Origin of the sequence: Pantoea sp. ICBG 1758 (genome assembly GCF_002928325.1) — a bacterium.
Lineage (GTDB): Bacteria > Pseudomonadota > Gammaproteobacteria > Enterobacterales > Enterobacteriaceae > Pantoea > Pantoea eucrina.
Map to the genome: position 1 here is coordinate 33,637 of NZ_POWL01000007.1, position 14,208 is coordinate 47,844.

Annotated in this window: 11 protein-coding genes; 9 read left to right on the plus strand and 2 right to left on the minus strand. The window is 61.4% G+C overall.

Annotation, left to right across the window (positions count from 1 at the left end):
• Positions 1-66: 66 nt before the first annotated feature.
• Complete coding sequence (locus C1Y41_RS17555) at positions 67-981, minus strand: sugar ABC transporter substrate-binding protein (RefSeq protein ID WP_094112260.1); 915 nt, start codon at positions 979-981, stop codon at positions 67-69.
• Between the two features lie 420 nt (positions 982-1,401).
• Here C1Y41_RS17555 and C1Y41_RS17560 point away from each other — a divergent pair, with 420 nt between their 5' ends.
• The 8 genes from C1Y41_RS17560 (at position 1,402) to C1Y41_RS17595 (ending at position 11,957) form a co-directional block, all read left to right on the plus strand.
• Positions 1,402-2,796 carry an MFS transporter gene (locus C1Y41_RS17560; protein WP_104085996.1) on the plus strand — a complete coding sequence of 465 codons (1,395 nt, stop codon included), beginning with the start codon at positions 1,402-1,404 and terminating at the stop codon, positions 2,794-2,796.
• A 146-nt stretch (positions 2,797-2,942) separates the two neighbouring features.
• Positions 2,943-4,106: an HD-GYP domain-containing protein gene (locus C1Y41_RS17565; RefSeq protein ID WP_039381059.1), complete on the plus strand. Its 1,164-nt coding sequence runs from the start codon at positions 2,943-2,945 to the stop codon at positions 4,104-4,106.
• Between the two features lie 108 nt (positions 4,107-4,214).
• Positions 4,215-4,304 carry a K(+)-transporting ATPase subunit F gene (gene kdpF / locus C1Y41_RS17570; RefSeq protein ID WP_071669265.1) on the plus strand — a complete coding sequence of 30 codons (90 nt, stop codon included), beginning with the start codon at positions 4,215-4,217 and terminating at the stop codon, positions 4,302-4,304.
• Positions 4,304-5,983 carry a potassium-transporting ATPase subunit KdpA gene (gene kdpA / locus C1Y41_RS17575; RefSeq protein WP_071669266.1) on the plus strand — a complete coding sequence of 560 codons (1,680 nt, stop codon included), beginning with the start codon at positions 4,304-4,306 and terminating at the stop codon, positions 5,981-5,983. The genes kdpF and kdpA overlap by 1 nt, the downstream gene beginning before the upstream one ends.
• A 7-nt stretch (positions 5,984-5,990) precedes the next feature.
• On the plus strand, positions 5,991-8,039 hold the full coding sequence (gene kdpB / locus C1Y41_RS17580; RefSeq protein WP_104085997.1) for a potassium-transporting ATPase subunit KdpB: 2,049 nt from the start codon (positions 5,991-5,993) through the stop codon (positions 8,037-8,039).
• A gap of 11 nt (positions 8,040-8,050) precedes the next feature.
• Positions 8,051-8,623 (plus strand): potassium-transporting ATPase subunit KdpC, encoded by a 573-nt coding sequence (gene kdpC / locus C1Y41_RS17585; RefSeq protein WP_039381048.1) that lies wholly within the window; start codon positions 8,051-8,053, stop codon positions 8,621-8,623.
• Positions 8,624-8,720: 97 nt separating this feature from the next.
• Positions 8,721-11,396, plus strand: a complete 2,676-nt coding sequence (kdpD, locus tag C1Y41_RS17590; RefSeq protein ID WP_039381045.1) for a two-component system sensor histidine kinase KdpD — start codon at positions 8,721-8,723, stop codon at positions 11,394-11,396.
• Between the two features lie 54 nt (positions 11,397-11,450).
• Positions 11,451-11,957, plus strand: coding sequence for a TIGR00645 family protein (locus tag C1Y41_RS17595; RefSeq protein WP_039381043.1), 507 nt, complete (start codon positions 11,451-11,453; stop codon positions 11,955-11,957).
• Between the two features lie 5 nt (positions 11,958-11,962).
• Here the strand turns inward: C1Y41_RS17595 and C1Y41_RS17600 are convergent, their stop codons facing one another.
• Complete coding sequence (locus C1Y41_RS17600; RefSeq protein WP_039381040.1) at positions 11,963-12,895, minus strand: LysR family transcriptional regulator; 933 nt, start codon at positions 12,893-12,895, stop codon at positions 11,963-11,965.
• A 92-nt stretch (positions 12,896-12,987) separates the two neighbouring features.
• Between C1Y41_RS17600 and C1Y41_RS17605 the strand changes: the two genes are divergently transcribed.
• On the plus strand, positions 12,988-14,193 hold the full coding sequence (locus C1Y41_RS17605) for an MFS transporter (RefSeq protein WP_104085998.1): 1,206 nt from the start codon (positions 12,988-12,990) through the stop codon (positions 14,191-14,193).
• Positions 14,194-14,208 lie beyond the last annotated feature (15 nt).

Below are 14,208 nucleotides of genomic sequence, written 5' to 3' on the forward strand. Positions count from 1 at the left end.
GCACGAAAAGAAGAGCTGACAGCAGAGCCGCCGCACCGTGCGGCTCTGCTGCGTTCTCAGGCGGGGCTACTGGCTCTTTTTAACGTAGTTCTGCATATTCTCTTTGGTGACCAGCTCAAACGGGATCCAGACGTGAGAAGCGACTTTTTCACCGGCAATCAGCTTTTGCGCGACCTCAACGGACGTTTTGCCCTGGCCGATGGCGTCCTGAAATACGGTGACCTGAATTTTATCCTGCGCCAGCGCCTGCAGACCATCCGGCGTGGCGTCAATGCCGCCAATCAGCAGCTTTTTGTTGCTTTTTGCCAGCGCCATGGCTGCGCCAATCGCCATCTCATCGTTGTTCGCCGCGACAATATCAATCGCCTCGCCGTTGCCAAGCCAGTTAAGCATTAAATCCATGCCTTCGTTGCGCGCATAGTTAGCCGGCTGTTTCTGCACCACTTTCATGCCGGGATATTTTGCTACCACCTGCTCCACATCTTTCGTGCGCTGCAGGGCACCGGCATCAGTGAGATTGCCGATCATAATCGCCACATTGCCTTTGTAATCAGCCATTTTAGCCAGCGCTTCCATCTGCAGCGTGCCCGACTCACGCTCATCCGAGCCCACGAACACCACTCCCGGCGGCAGCGTTTTATCGCCCGGCGTACGGTTCACATACACCAGCGGAATTTTTGCCTGCTGTGCCAGACGGGTCAGCTGCGGCGTGCTGGCCGAGTCCACCGGATCGACAATGATGGCATCCACGCCCGCGCCGATAAAACTCTGTACCTGATCGGTCTGACGGCCGACATCGCCGCGTGCATCTTCAAACTGCACCGCCAGCCCGCGCGCTTTCGCCTCTTTATCGATCGACTGGCGGATGATGGTTAAAAAGTTCTGATCAAAGTAGGCCATCGACACGCCGATTTTATCCGCCAGCGACGACGCAGAAGCCGAAAGCAATCCCACCAGCAGCACCGCTTTTACTGTTTTCATTGCGTACTCCAGAGCATGAGAGAAGAGAGGGTGGAACAAATATTTCAGTAAAATTAAAAATGACCTTTTGCAACCATTTGAGACTACGATCGGCGCGCAAGCCTGACAATCTGCCGGTGCGCGTTTTGCTGCCGGGAGCACAGATCGGCTCCCACATAGCCAGCGCCAGCCGCCTTTTCTTTCGCCTGGCGCACACTCTGCGGCGGTCACCGGAGAAAGATCGGCAATCTGTGCGGCACAGCACGCGGCATTGTGCCAAACGCTGAAAGCGGGACCGTTTTTAACCTGCCGATCCCTGCAACCGCACAATGACCGCGCACCAGCCCGCTTTCTATAGTTGCTGAACAGTAAAGATTGCGCGGTATTGCTGATCCCTGTCGCATCGCGACAGGACGCTTCCCCTTTCAAGGAACTGAGCCTATGTTGCAACGTCAAACCCGCAGTGAAACCAGCCGTGTGCGCCTCTGGATCCTGTGTCTGATCCTGTTTCTGTCGGTAGTGGCCTATGCTGACCGTTCGATCCTGTCGATCTCCGGTTCCGCAATCAAAGAGGAGTTTGGTCTTTCAGCGATCCAGCTTGGCCTGATCCTCTCCGCCTTCAGCTGGGCTTACGTGATTGGTCAGATCCCCGGCGGCCTGCTGCTCGACCGCTTTGGCACCAAAAAAGTCTACGGCGCGACGCTGGTGCTCTGGTCGGTCTCCACGCTGCTGATGGGCTTTGTCGGTGAGTTCTCCGCTGGCGTAACCATGACGCTGACGCTGATGTTTGCGCTGCGTTTTGCGCTGGGGCTGATAGAAGCGCCGAGCTTTCCCGCCAACGCCCGCGCGGTCATTATGTGGTTTCCCGGAGCCGAACGCGGCCGCGCCTCATCGCTGTTTGCCTCGGCGCAATATTTTGCCGTCGCCATTTTTTCGCCCATCTCAGGCTGGCTGGTCATGCGGTTTGGCTGGGAGTGGCCGTTCTTTGTGCTGGGCACCATCGGCATTCTGGCCGTGTTTGGCTGGATGGCGTGGATGCACACGCCGCGTCAGCATCCGCGCGTGACAAAAAGCGAGCTGGACTACATTGAGCAGGGCGGTGCGCTGGTGGATATTGATGCCGCAGAGACGCTGAAAGCCCGTCCTCCGGTCGATAAACGCATGTTTAAACTGCTGCTCAGCAGCCGCATGCTGTGGTGCGCCTATCTGGGGCAGTACTGCACGATTGCACTCAGCTACTTCTTCATTACCTGGTTCCCTATCTATCTGGTTCAGGCGCGCGGCATGAATATCATGGATGCCGGTTTTGCCACCATTGCGCCGGCGCTGTTTGGATTTCTCGGCGGCATCAGCGGCGGTTTCCTCTCTGACAGGCTGCTGGCGCGCGGCTGGAGCCTCTCCTGGGCGCGCAAGGGGCCGTTTATCGCCGGTATGGTGATGGCGGCTTCGCTGACGCTGGCCGCGGTGATCCCGAGCAACGCCGGTATTATCGCTATCATGTCTTTCGCGTTCTTCGGCAAGGGCGTGGCGGCGGGCGCGGGCACCTGGACCATTGTCAGCGATACCGCGCCAAAAGAGGCGGTAGGGCTGGCGGGTGCCATCTTCAACGGTATCGGCAATATGGCTGGCTTCATCACGCCGCTGCTGTTTGGCATTATCGTCGGCCTGACCGGCAGCTACAGCGTCGGCCTGCTGTTTGTTGGCGCGCACTGTATTATCGCGGCCCTGCTGTTTCTGCTGGTGATGGGGCCGATTCAGCGCGCAAAGAGCCAGACGCCTGCGGGCCAGACGCGCACGCCGCGCCGTGAGCAGGGCGAAGGCGCTCTGAGCCGGTAGTCTGTTCACCGCCACCGGTAAAGGGCACCCGCGGGAAAATGTGCGCTTTACCGGCGGGCTCACAGCCGCACAAAACGCCTCTGAAGATTTTTTGATCAGCTGCCGATACCCCTCCTGACCATCCACAGCGAGTCAGGAGAGTACGTGTGATAAAGCTGATTTCCGTGGACGAACTGCAAGAGGGCATGTTTATCCACAAACTTGAGGTCTGGTGGCTGAAAGATCGGCGCATTCGCAACCTTATGCTGATCACTGACCGCCGCCAGATCGCCATGATCCGCAGTGAAGGGATCCGCCAGGTCTGGATCGATCTCGATAAGTCGGTGCCGATCCCGCACAGCCAGCCCGTCAGAGCGCCGGTTGCGGAGAGTGCCTTTTTCCGCGAGCTGGATCAGGCGCAGCAGATTTTCGCCCAGGGCAAGCCGCGCGTGCTGGCGATGTTTAATGAGGCCCGTATGGGGCAGCGCCTCGATCTCAGCTTCACGCTCGATCTGGTTGATCAGATAGCGGGATCGATTGCGCGTGAGCCTTCAGCGCTGCTCAGCGTGGCGCGCCTGAAAAATCACGATGACTACACCTATCTGCACTCCATGGCGGTGTGCGGGCTGATGATCTCGCTCGGGAAGAAACTGGGGCTGGAGGCCGACCGGCTGCGTCGCGCAGGCATGGCTGGCCTGCTGCACGACGTCGGCAAAGCGGCCGTGCCGCTGGCGATCCTCAATAAGCCCGGCAAGCTGAGCGACGATGAGTTCGCGGTCATGCGTGAACACCCGATTGTTGGCGCGCAGATGCTGATGGAGGCGGATGCGGGCTACGATCTGCTGGATGTGGCGCTGCATCATCACGAAAAATTTGACGGCAGCGGCTACCCGCACGGCCTGCGCGGCGAGGAGATCACGCTCTATGCCCGCATGGCCTCCGTCTGTGATGTCTATGACGCGCTCACCTCGCATCGTCCCTACCGTAAAGGCTGGACGCCTGCAGAAGCGATGCACAATATGCTGAGCTGGCGCGGCCATTTCGATCCCGCGCTGCTGCACAGTTTTGTACGGTCGATTGGCATCTATCCGGTCGGATCGCTGGTACGTCTGGCATCGGGACGGGTCGCGCTGGTGGTGCAGGCGGGTGAAAAATCGCTGCTGAAGCCTAAACTGCACGTCTTCTGGTCGCTGCATGCCCGGCGCGAAGTGAAACCGGAAATTGTCGATTTAGGCGACAGCTTCTGTACCGACAGCATTACCGGTGCTGAAGAGGGGTCGCTGTGGCAGAACATCGACCTTAACCGCGTCTGGGCGCTGGAAAGCGCTTAATTTTACGCCATATTTATACTTTCTTTACGCCCGTCCTCCGCCTTTTTATCCCTTCTTTATGCCGCGCCGCGCATGCTTGTCGCACTACTGACTACTCCGGAGGTTGCTGTGAGCGTGGGCGTAATAGCGGGCATTGTGCTGCTGATTTTGTTACTGGGCTATCTGGTTTATGCCCTGCTTAATGCGGAGGCATTCTGATGGCGGCGAATGCATTCTTACTGATCGCGCTGTTTCTGCTGGTGCTGATGGCGCTGGCGCAGCCGCTGGGTCGGTTTCTGGCGCGGCTGGTGGCGGATAAACCGCTGCTGCCGCGCACCGAGCACCTGCTGTGGCAGCTGACGGGCAGCGGCACAGCGGCGATGCGCTGGCAGCACTATCTGCTGGCGCTGCTACTGTTTAACGCCGTGGGCTTCGTGGTGCTGCTGGCGATACTGATGCTGCAGGGGGCGCTGCCGCTTAATCCGCAGCAGATGCCGGGCCTGAGCTGGGATCTGGCGTTTAACACTGCGGTAAGCTTTGTCACCAATACCAACTGGCAGGCGTATGGCGGTGAGAGCAGCCTGAGCTACTTCAGCCAGATGGCGGGGCTGACGGTACAAAACTTTCTCTCTGCGGCAACCGGTATCGCCGTAGCGTTTGCCCTGATGCGCGGGTTTGCTAACCGCTCGCTGGCGACGCTCGGCAACGCCTGGCGTGACCTGACGCGCATCACGCTCTACGTCCTGCTGCCGCTCAGCCTGGTGATTGCGCTGTTTTATGTCAGCCAGGGCACCATCCAGAGCTTTGCGGCGTATCACACCCTTACCACGCTGGAGGGCGCACAGCAGACGCTGCCGCTCGGTCCGGTAGCCTCACAGGAAGCCATCAAGATGCTCGGCACCAACGGCGGTGGGTTCTTTAACGCGAACTCTGCCCACCCGTTTGAGAATCCGACCGCCCTGACCAACTTTGTTCAGATGCTGAGCATTTTCCTGATCCCGGCGTCGCTCTGCTTTACGTTCGGGCAGCACCTGAACGATCGCCGGCAGGGCCATATGCTGCTGTGGAGCATGAGTATTCTGTTTGTCCTCGCGGCCTCGGCGGTGATGTGGGCAGAGGTACGGGGCAACCCGCATTTCCTGGCGCTGGGCGCTGACAGCGCGCTCAACATGGAGGGCAAGGAGACGCGCTTCGGCATACTCAACTCGGGCCTGTTCGCGGTAATTACCACGGCAGCCTCCTGCGGCGCGGTTAATGCAATGCATGACTCCTTTACCGCGCTGGGCGGTATGGTGCCGATGTGGCTGATGCAGCTGGGCGAAGTGGTATTCGGCGGCGTGGGCGCAGGGCTGTACGGCATGCTGCTGTTCGTTCTGCTGGCGGTGTTTATCGCCGGGCTGATGATCGGGCGCACGCCGGAGTATCGCGGTAAAAAAATCGACGTGTGGGAGATGAAAATGACCGCGCTGGCGATTCTGGTCACGCCCGCGCTGGTGCTGCTGGGTACCGCACTGGCGCTGATGACCGATGCCGGTCGCGCGGCGATGGCCAACCCCGGCATTCACGGATTCAGCGAAATACTCTATGCGGTCTCATCTGCGGCAAATAACAACGGCAGCGCTTTTGCCGGACTCAGCGCCAACACGCCGTTCTGGAACCTGCTGCTCGGCGTCTGCATGCTGGCTGGCCGCTTCGGCATCATTATTCCGGTCATGGCGATTGCCGGATCGCTGGCGGCGAAAAACGTTCAGCCCGCGGGTAACGGTACGCTGCCGACGCACGGCCCGCTGTTTATCGGCCTGCTCACAGGCACCGTGCTGCTGGTGGGTGCGCTGACCTTTATTCCCGCGCTGGCGCTTGGGCCGGTCGCGGAACATCTGCAACTGATTCAGGAATAACGCAATCATGAGTCGTCAACAACTGGCGCTGTTTGATGCGCAGCTGACCCGCACCGCGCTGCTGGATGCGGTAAAAAAACTCGATCCGCGCGTGCAGTTTCGCAACCCGGTGATGTTTCTGGTATGGCTGGGCAGCGTGCTGACGTCGCTGCTGGCCGGCGGCATGCTGGCGGGCTGGCTGAGCGGCAGCGCCGGCTTTACCGGCGCCATTGCCTTCTGGCTCTGGATAACCGTGCTGTTCGCCAGCTTTGCAGAAGCGCTGGCGGAAGGGCGCAGCAAGGCGCAGGCCAACAGCCTGAAAGGCATTAAGAAAACCAGCGAGGCGAAGAAGCTTGCGGCAGCGCACTATGGTGCTGCATGGCAGCCAGTCTCTGCGGATACGCTGCGCAAAGGTGACGTGGTCCTGGTTGAGGCGGGCGATGTGCTCCCGTGCGACGGCGATGTACTGGAGGGCGGCGCGTCGGTAGATGAGAGCGCCATTACCGGCGAATCGGCGCCGGTGATACGCGAGTCCGGCGGTGATTTTGCTTCCGTTACCGGCGGCACGCGCATTCTGTCTGACTGGCTGGTGATCCGGTGCAGCGTCAATCCGGGCGAAACCTTTCTCGATCGGATGATCGCCATGGTGGAGGGCGCAAAACGTCGTAAAACCCCGAATGAGGTCGCGCTGACCATTCTGCTGGTTTCACTGACCATCGTATTTCTGCTGGTGACCGCCACGCTGTGGCCATTTTCCGCGTACGGCGGTACACCGGTCAGCGTCACGGTACTGGTGGCGCTGCTGGTCTGTCTTATTCCCACCACGATTGGTGGCCTGCTGTCGGCCATTGGCGTGGCGGGCATGAGCCGCATGCTGGGGGCAAACGTGATCGCCACCAGCGGACGCGCGGTGGAGGCGGCAGGGGACGTTGACGTGCTGCTGCTGGATAAAACCGGCACCATCACGCTCGGTAATCGCCAGGCGACGCAGTTTCTGCCCGCGCCAGGCGTCAGCGAAGAGCAGCTGGCGGATGCGGCACAGCTCGCCTCTCTGGCAGATGAAACGCCGGAAGGACGCAGCATTGTGGTGCTGGCGAAGCAGCGGTTTAACCTGCGCGAACGCGATCTCAGCGCAATGGGCGCCAGCTTTATCCCTTTTTCCGCTCAGACCCGCATGAGCGGCGTGAACGTGCAGGATCGGCTGATCCGTAAAGGCGCCGTGGACGCCGTGCGCCGCTACATCGACGCCGGCAATGGACGCTTTCCGGCGGAGGTCAACGCCCGGGTTGAGGAGGTCGCGCGCGCGGGCGGCACGCCGCTGGTGGTAGCCGAAGGCGCGCAGGTTCTGGGCGTGGTGGCGTTGAAAGACATTGTCAAAGGCGGCATCAAAGAGCGTTTTGCTGAACTGCGCCGGATGGGCATTAAAACCGTGATGATCACCGGCGACAACCCGCTGACCGCAGCGGCTATCGCCGCAGAGGCGGGCGTGGATGACTTTCTGTCAGAAGCGACGCCGGAGGCTAAACTGGCGCTGATCCGTCAGTATCAGTCAGAAGGACGGCTGGTCGCGATGACCGGCGACGGCACCAACGATGCGCCTGCGCTGGCGCAGGCGGATGTCGCGGTGGCGATGAACTCCGGCACCCAGGCGGCGAAAGAGGCGGGGAACATGGTCGATCTCGACTCGAATCCGACCAAGCTGCTGGAGGTGGTGCATATCGGTAAGCAGATGCTGATGACGCGGGGGTCGCTGACCACCTTTAGCATCGCCAACGACGTGGCGAAATATTTTGCCATCATTCCGGCGGCGTTTGCCGTGACCTACCCGCAGCTCAGTATGCTCAATATCATGGCGCTGCACTCTCCCGCCTCCGCGATCCTGTCGGCGGTGATCTTCAACGCACTGGTGATTGTGTTTCTTATTCCGCTGGCGCTGAAAGGGGTGAGTTACCGGCCGGTGAGCGCGGCAGCGCTGCTGCGACGCAATCTGTGGATTTACGGTGCGGGCGGGCTGGTGGTGCCTTTTATCGGTATTAAAGCGATTGACCTGCTGCTCACGCTGTCAGGCCTGGTGTAAGGAGAAGAGAGATGAGTCAGTTACGTCCGGCTGTTGTATTGTTTATGGTGCTGATGCTGTTTACCGGTGTTCTCTATCCGCTGCTGACCACCGGGCTGGCACAGTGGTGGTTTCCGCAGCAGGCGAGCGGTTCGCTGCTGAGGCAGGCGGGCAGCGTGCGCGGCTCAGCGCTGATTGGGCAGCAGTTCACTCAGCCCGGCTATTTCCAGGGTCGGCCATCGGCCACGGCGGAGCGGCCTTATAACGCGCAGGCTTCCGGTGGCAGCAACCTGGCCGGGAGTAACCCGGCGCTGGACAGCGCCGTCGCCGCGCGCGTGGCCGCGCTGCGGGCGGCGAATCCGCAGGCGCCGTCAGCGGTGCCGGTGGAGCTGGTCACCGCTTCAGGCAGCGGCCTGGATCCGGATATCTCTCCTGAAGCCGCGCTGTGGCAGGCACCGCGCATTGCGGCAGCGCGCAATATGACGCTGAAAGACGTTGAGGCGCTGATTGCGCGTAACACCGGGCGTCCGCTGCTGCCGTTTATCGGCGAAGAGACGGTGAACGTGCTGCGGCTTAATATGGCGCTGGATAATTTGCAGGGATGAGGCACATTCGGTGCGCATAAATGCGCACCCTGCAACGCAGGGTCGCCATGTATGGCGACCCTTTCACCGATCGTACGGAATTCACTATTTGAACGACATGAATGATGAACTGCCTCGTCCGGACCCCGATGCGCTGCTGCTCAGCCATAGCGACAGCCATCGCGGCAAGCTGAAAATCTATTTTGGCGCCTGTGCCGGCGTGGGCAAAACCTTTGCGATGCTGCAGGAGGCGCAGCGGCTGCGCGCGCAGGGGCTGGATGTGCTGGCCGGTATCGTGGAAACCCACAATCGCGCAGAAACGGCCGCGCTGCTGCATGGCCTGACGCTGCTGCCGCGTCGCACCACCGGTCGCTCGCACCACACGGAGTTCGATCTGGATGCGGCGCTGGCGCGTCATCCGGCGGTGATCCTGATGGATGAGCTGGCGCATACCAACGTTCAGGGCGCGCGCCATCCCAAACGCTGGCAGGATATTGACGAGCTGCTTGATGCCGGCATCGATGTCATCACCACGGTAAACGTGCAGCACCTCGAAAGCCTCAATGACGTAGTAGCCGGTATCACCGGAATTCAGGTGCGCGAAACCGTGCCCGATCCCTTTTTTGACAGCGCAGATGAGGTAGTGCTGGTGGACCTGCCGCCGGACGATCTGCGTCAGCGGCTGAAAGAGGGCAAAGTCTACGTCGGCGACCGGGCCGAGCGCGCGATTGAAAACTTTTTCCGCAAAGGCAATCTGTTTGCGCTGCGTGAACTGGCGCTGCGTCGCACCGCCGATCGCGTGGACGATCAGATGCGCGCCTGGCGTGACCAGCAGGGACGCGATCGGGTCTGGCATACGCGGGATGCGATTCTGCTCTGTATTGGTGATGATACCGGCAGCGAAAAGCTGGTGCGAACCGCCGCACGTCTGGCCGCGCGGCTCGGCAGCGTCTGGCACGCCGTTTATGTGGAAACCCCGCGCCTGCATCGCCTGCCGGAGGCGCAGCGGCGCGCGATCCTGCGTACGCTACAGCTGGCGCAGGAGCTGGGCGCGGAAACGGCCACGCTCGCCGATCCCGATGAGGTGCGCGCGGTGCTGCGCTACGCGCGGGAGCATAATCTGGGCAAAATTGTCGCCGGACGCCAGCCGCACCGGCGCTTCCGCCGCGACAGCTTCGCCCAGCGTCTCGGCGAGCTGGGGCCGGATCTCGATCTGCTGGTCGTGGCGCTGGATGAGCCGCTGCGCCCGGCGCTGCATGCGGCCAGCAGCAAACCGGTCAGCAGCGATAAGTGGCGGCTGCGGCTGCGCGGCTGCATCATGGCGCTGCTGCTCTGCCTTGCGGTGACGTTTATCGGACGCGGCCTGCTTGCAGAGTTCGATAGCGCCAACGCCGTCATGATCTATCTGCTGTCGGTCGTGCTGGTGGCACTACGCTACGGGCGCTGGCCCTCGGTGTTTGCCACCGTGATCAATATCGTCGCGTTTGATCTGATGTTTGTCGCGCCCACCGGCACCGTCGCCGTCTCTGACCTGCAGTATCTGGTCACCTTTGGCGTGATGCTGGCGGTCGGCGTGATCGTAGGAAATCTCACCGCCGGCGTGCGCTACCAGGCCAGGGTGGCGCGCTATCGCGAGCAGCGCGCCCGCTATCTCTATGAAATGGCGAAATCGCTCGGCAGCGCGCTGACGCCGCAGGATATTGCCGCTACCGCACAGCGAGTGATTGAGGTGACGCTGCAGGCGCGCAGTCAGCTGCTGCTGCCCGATGAGCAGGGGGAGCTGCAGGCAACCGGACCGGACTTACGCGGCACGCCGCCCGATGCCGGAATCGCAAAATGGAGCTACAGCAAAGGTCAGCCTGCTGGCGCCGGCACCGATACGCTGCCGGCCGTGCCCTACCAGATTGTTCCGCTGAAGAGCGGCCAGCAGTGCCGGGGTCTGCTGGTGGTTGAGCCGGAGAACCTGCGCCAGCTGATGATCCCGGAGCAGCAGCGGCTGGTGGAGACGTTTACCGTGCTGATCGCCAACGCGCTGGAGCGCATGGCGCTGACGCAGAGCGAAGCGGCTTCGCGCCTCGCAGCAGAGCGCGAGCAGCTGCGCAATGCGCTGCTATCGGCACTGTCACACGATTTACGCACGCCGCTGACGGTGCTGTTTGGTCAGGCAGAGATGCTGATGCTCGATCTGGCGCATGCGCAGTCGCCGTTTGTCGCGCAGGCCGGCCAGATCCGTGAACAGACGCTGAGCACGATTCGTCTGGTCAGCAATATGCTGGATATGGCGCGCATTCAGTCCGGCGGCCTGCAGCTGCGCGAAGAGTGGGTGGCGCTGGATGAGGTGATCGATGGCGCGCTGCGCAGCATGGGGCCGATGCTTAAAGGCCACGCGTTTGAGCTGGCGCTGCCGTCCGAGCTGGTACTGATTAAAGGCGACAGCGCGATGCTGGAGCGGGTATTTTCCAATCTGATTGAGAACAGCCTGAAGTATGCCGGTAACGCGGCGCAGCACGGTATTCGCGCCTGGCGCGACGGCAGCAGGCTGGAGATTGGCGTCTGGGACAGCGGGCCGGGCATCGCGGGCGACAGCCTGACGCAGATTTTTGAAAAGTTTGCCCGGGGTGATAAAGAGTCTGCCGTACCGGGGGTCGGACTGGGGCTGGCGATCAGCAAGACCATCACTGAAGCGCATCGCGGACGCATCTGGGCGGAAAACCGTGCCAGCGGCGGCGCTGAGTTTCGTCTGTCGCTCCCGCTCCCGGCGCCGCCGGAAATTTCCGAGGCCGCACTTAAATAACTTCACACAAGTTCGGGTATACTCGGCAGCTTCGCTGCTAACTTATGGAAACTTATGGAACGTTTTACCGAAAACCTGATGTATTCATCCCGCTGGCTGCTGGCACCGGTTTACATTGGACTTTCGCTGGGCCTGCTGGCGCTGACCGTTAAATTTTTTCAGGAAATTTTCCATCTGCTGCCGAACATCCTCAGCATTGCGGAAAACGATCTGATCCTGCTGCTGCTGTCGCTGGTTGACATGACACTGGTCGGAGGGCTGCTGGTGATGGTGATGCTCTCAGGCTATGAAAACTTTGTCTCGAAGCTCGATATCGCCGAACACAAAGAGAAGCTGAGCTGGCTGGGCAAGATGGACTCCGGCTCGCTTAAAAATAAAGTCGCCGCCTCCATTGTGGCGATCTCCTCTATCCATCTGCTGCGTATCTTTATGGATGCGCGCAACGTCGCCAACGACAAGCTGATGTGGTACGTGATCATCCATCTGACCTTTGTGCTCTCCGCGTTTGTTATGGGCTGGCTGGATAACATGTCAAAAATGGAGAAAAAGCACGCTGGCTGATCTGCTCAGCGTGCCGGGGGGCGGGTGCCGAGCAGCTGCGGCATGACCGTTTTAATCAGCGTAAAAAAATGGCGCAGCCTTGCCGGATAGTAGCTGGCCCACGGGTAGGTCAGCCAGACCGGCAGCGGCGGCGCCTGCCACGCCGGCAGCAGCTGCACCAGCGCGCCGCTCTCCAGATCGTCCTGTACCACCCACGATGAAACCAGCGCCACGCCCATTCCGGCCAGCGCGGCCTTGCGCACCGCATAAAGGCTGTCGCTGGCGAGCCGCGGCGCGATCGCCAGGTTCACCATTGCGCTATCGCTGACGCGCTGCAGCGCAATCTCATTGCGATAAAAGCTGGTCAGCGCCAGCCACGGCAGCTGTGTCAGTTCTTCTGCCTGCGTCACGGGCGGATGGGCGGCCAGCAGCGCCGGCGCTGCCACTACAATACGCGGCACTTCCGCCAGCAGCACGGCCACTATGCCCGGATCGTCCGGCGCACCGACCTGAATCGCACAGTCCACGTTTTCACTGATAAAGTCCGGCGTGCGATCGTTAAGCATCCACTCTACATTCAGACGCGGATAACGCTCCAGCCAGGCGACCAGCGGCGTAATCAGCTGATCCTGCCCGAAAGCGTGCGGTGCGCGCACCCGCAGCGTGCCCGCTGGTTCGTCATGTGAGCCGGTCAGTTCATCCTCCAGCGCGTACCACGTTGCCAGCAGCTGGCGCGCCTGCGTATAGCAGCGCTCTCCGTCATCAGTCAGCTTGAGCGCATGGGTGGTGCGCAGTATCAGCTTCAGGCCGAGATAGTGCTCCAGCGCCTGCAGCCGGCGGCTGACGGTGGGCTGGGTGGTATTAAGCTGCCGCGCGGCGGCGGAGAGGGAGCCACTCTCAACGATACGGATAAAGGTCTGCATCAGGGCAATACGATCAGTGCTGGTCAGGTTATTCATACGTACCACGCATAACGGTTGTGTCCTGTCACACTCTACCGCGTATGGCTGCCGCGCGCTTTAATAGGCGCAACTTTTCAGGAGAGCCACCTATGTCTGTTTTATCGTCATCTGCCCGTCGCGCAGAAACGCTTCCCGCTCCGCTGCTGTTTACGCTTGCCGCCGGTGCCGGCCTGAGCGTCGCCTCTATCTACTACAGTCAGCCCATGCTGGATATCATCAGTAAAACGTTTAATACCGGCATCAGCAGCACCGGTATGGTGCCGATGCTGACGCAGGCGGGCTATGCGCTGGGGATCCTGCTGCTGGCCCCGCTGGGCGATCGCCACGACCGGCGGACCATTATTCTGATTAAGGGGCTACTGCTGGTGGCCTCGCTGCTGCTGTGTGGCTTTGCCGGCGGAATCGGCGCGCTGCTGATCGCCAGCTTTGTCACCGGGCTGACCGCTACCGTCGCGCAGGATATTGTGCCCGCCTCTGCCGCGCTGGCACCGGAGCATCGCCGGGGCAAGACGGTTGGCGTGGTAATGACCGGGCTGCTGGCGGGCATTCTGCTGTCGCGCGTGATCAGCGGCCTGGTGGCGGAGTATGCCGGCTGGCGTACGCTCTATTTTATCGCTGCGGGTGCCATGCTGCTGATGACGCTGGCGCTCTGGCGCGTGCTGCCGCGCTTCACACCCGGTACCGCCGTCAGCTATCCGCGCCTGCTGCTGTCGCTGGCGCAGCTGTGGCGTCAGCATCAGACGCTGCGCCGCGCCGCGCTGGCACAGGGGCTGCTATCGGTGGGATTCAGCGCCTTCTGGTCAACGCTGGCGCTGATGCTGAGCGAGCGCTTTCATTTCGACAGTGCCATCGCGGGTGCGTTTGGCCTGGCGGGCGCGGCAGGGGCGCTGGCTGCTCCGCTGGCCGGCAGCGTAGCCGATCGCATCGGTCCGGCGCGGGTGACGCAGTATGGCTCTGCGCTGGTGATGGTGTCGTTCGCGCTGATGTTTCTGCTGCCGCTGCTGCCGCTGGCGGCGCAGCCGGGCGTGATTATCCTGAGTACGGTGGGATTTGATCTGGGGGTGCAGGCGACGCTGGTGGCGCATCAGACGCTGGTCTACAGCCTGGCACCTGAGGCGCGCAGCCGCCTGAATGCCCTGATGTTTACCGTGGTGTTTGTCGGCATGGCCGCCGGCGCGGCCCTCGGCAGCCTGGCGCTGGCGCATTTTGGCTGGAACGGCGTGGTCACGCTGGCAACGACGGCGGCGCTGCTGGCGCTGCTGGTACGCCTGGGCAGTGCGCATCTCAGACACTAATTTTCAATCCTGTGC

What these genes read in the sequence shown, in the direction of transcription:
- C1Y41_RS17555 (WP_094112260.1), bottom strand. Translation starts at nt 981, where the DNA reads ATGAAAACAGTAAAAGCGGTGCTGCTGGTGGGATTGCTTTCGGCTTCT.
- C1Y41_RS17560 (WP_104085996.1), top strand. Translation starts at nt 1,402, where the DNA reads ATGTTGCAACGTCAAACCCGCAGTGAAACCAGCCGTGTGCGCCTCTGG.
- kdpA (WP_071669266.1), top strand. Translation starts at nt 4,304, where the DNA reads ATGGCGGCGAATGCATTCTTACTGATCGCGCTGTTTCTGCTGGTGCTG.
- kdpB (WP_104085997.1), top strand. Translation starts at nt 5,991, where the DNA reads ATGAGTCGTCAACAACTGGCGCTGTTTGATGCGCAGCTGACCCGCACC.
- kdpC (WP_039381048.1), top strand. Translation starts at nt 8,051, where the DNA reads ATGAGTCAGTTACGTCCGGCTGTTGTATTGTTTATGGTGCTGATGCTG.
- kdpD (WP_039381045.1), top strand. Translation starts at nt 8,721, where the DNA reads ATGAATGATGAACTGCCTCGTCCGGACCCCGATGCGCTGCTGCTCAGC.
- C1Y41_RS17595 (WP_039381043.1), top strand. Translation starts at nt 11,451, where the DNA reads ATGGAACGTTTTACCGAAAACCTGATGTATTCATCCCGCTGGCTGCTG.
- C1Y41_RS17600 (WP_039381040.1), bottom strand. Translation starts at nt 12,895, where the DNA reads ATGAATAACCTGACCAGCACTGATCGTATTGCCCTGATGCAGACCTTT.
- C1Y41_RS17605 (WP_104085998.1), top strand. Translation starts at nt 12,988, where the DNA reads ATGTCTGTTTTATCGTCATCTGCCCGTCGCGCAGAAACGCTTCCCGCT.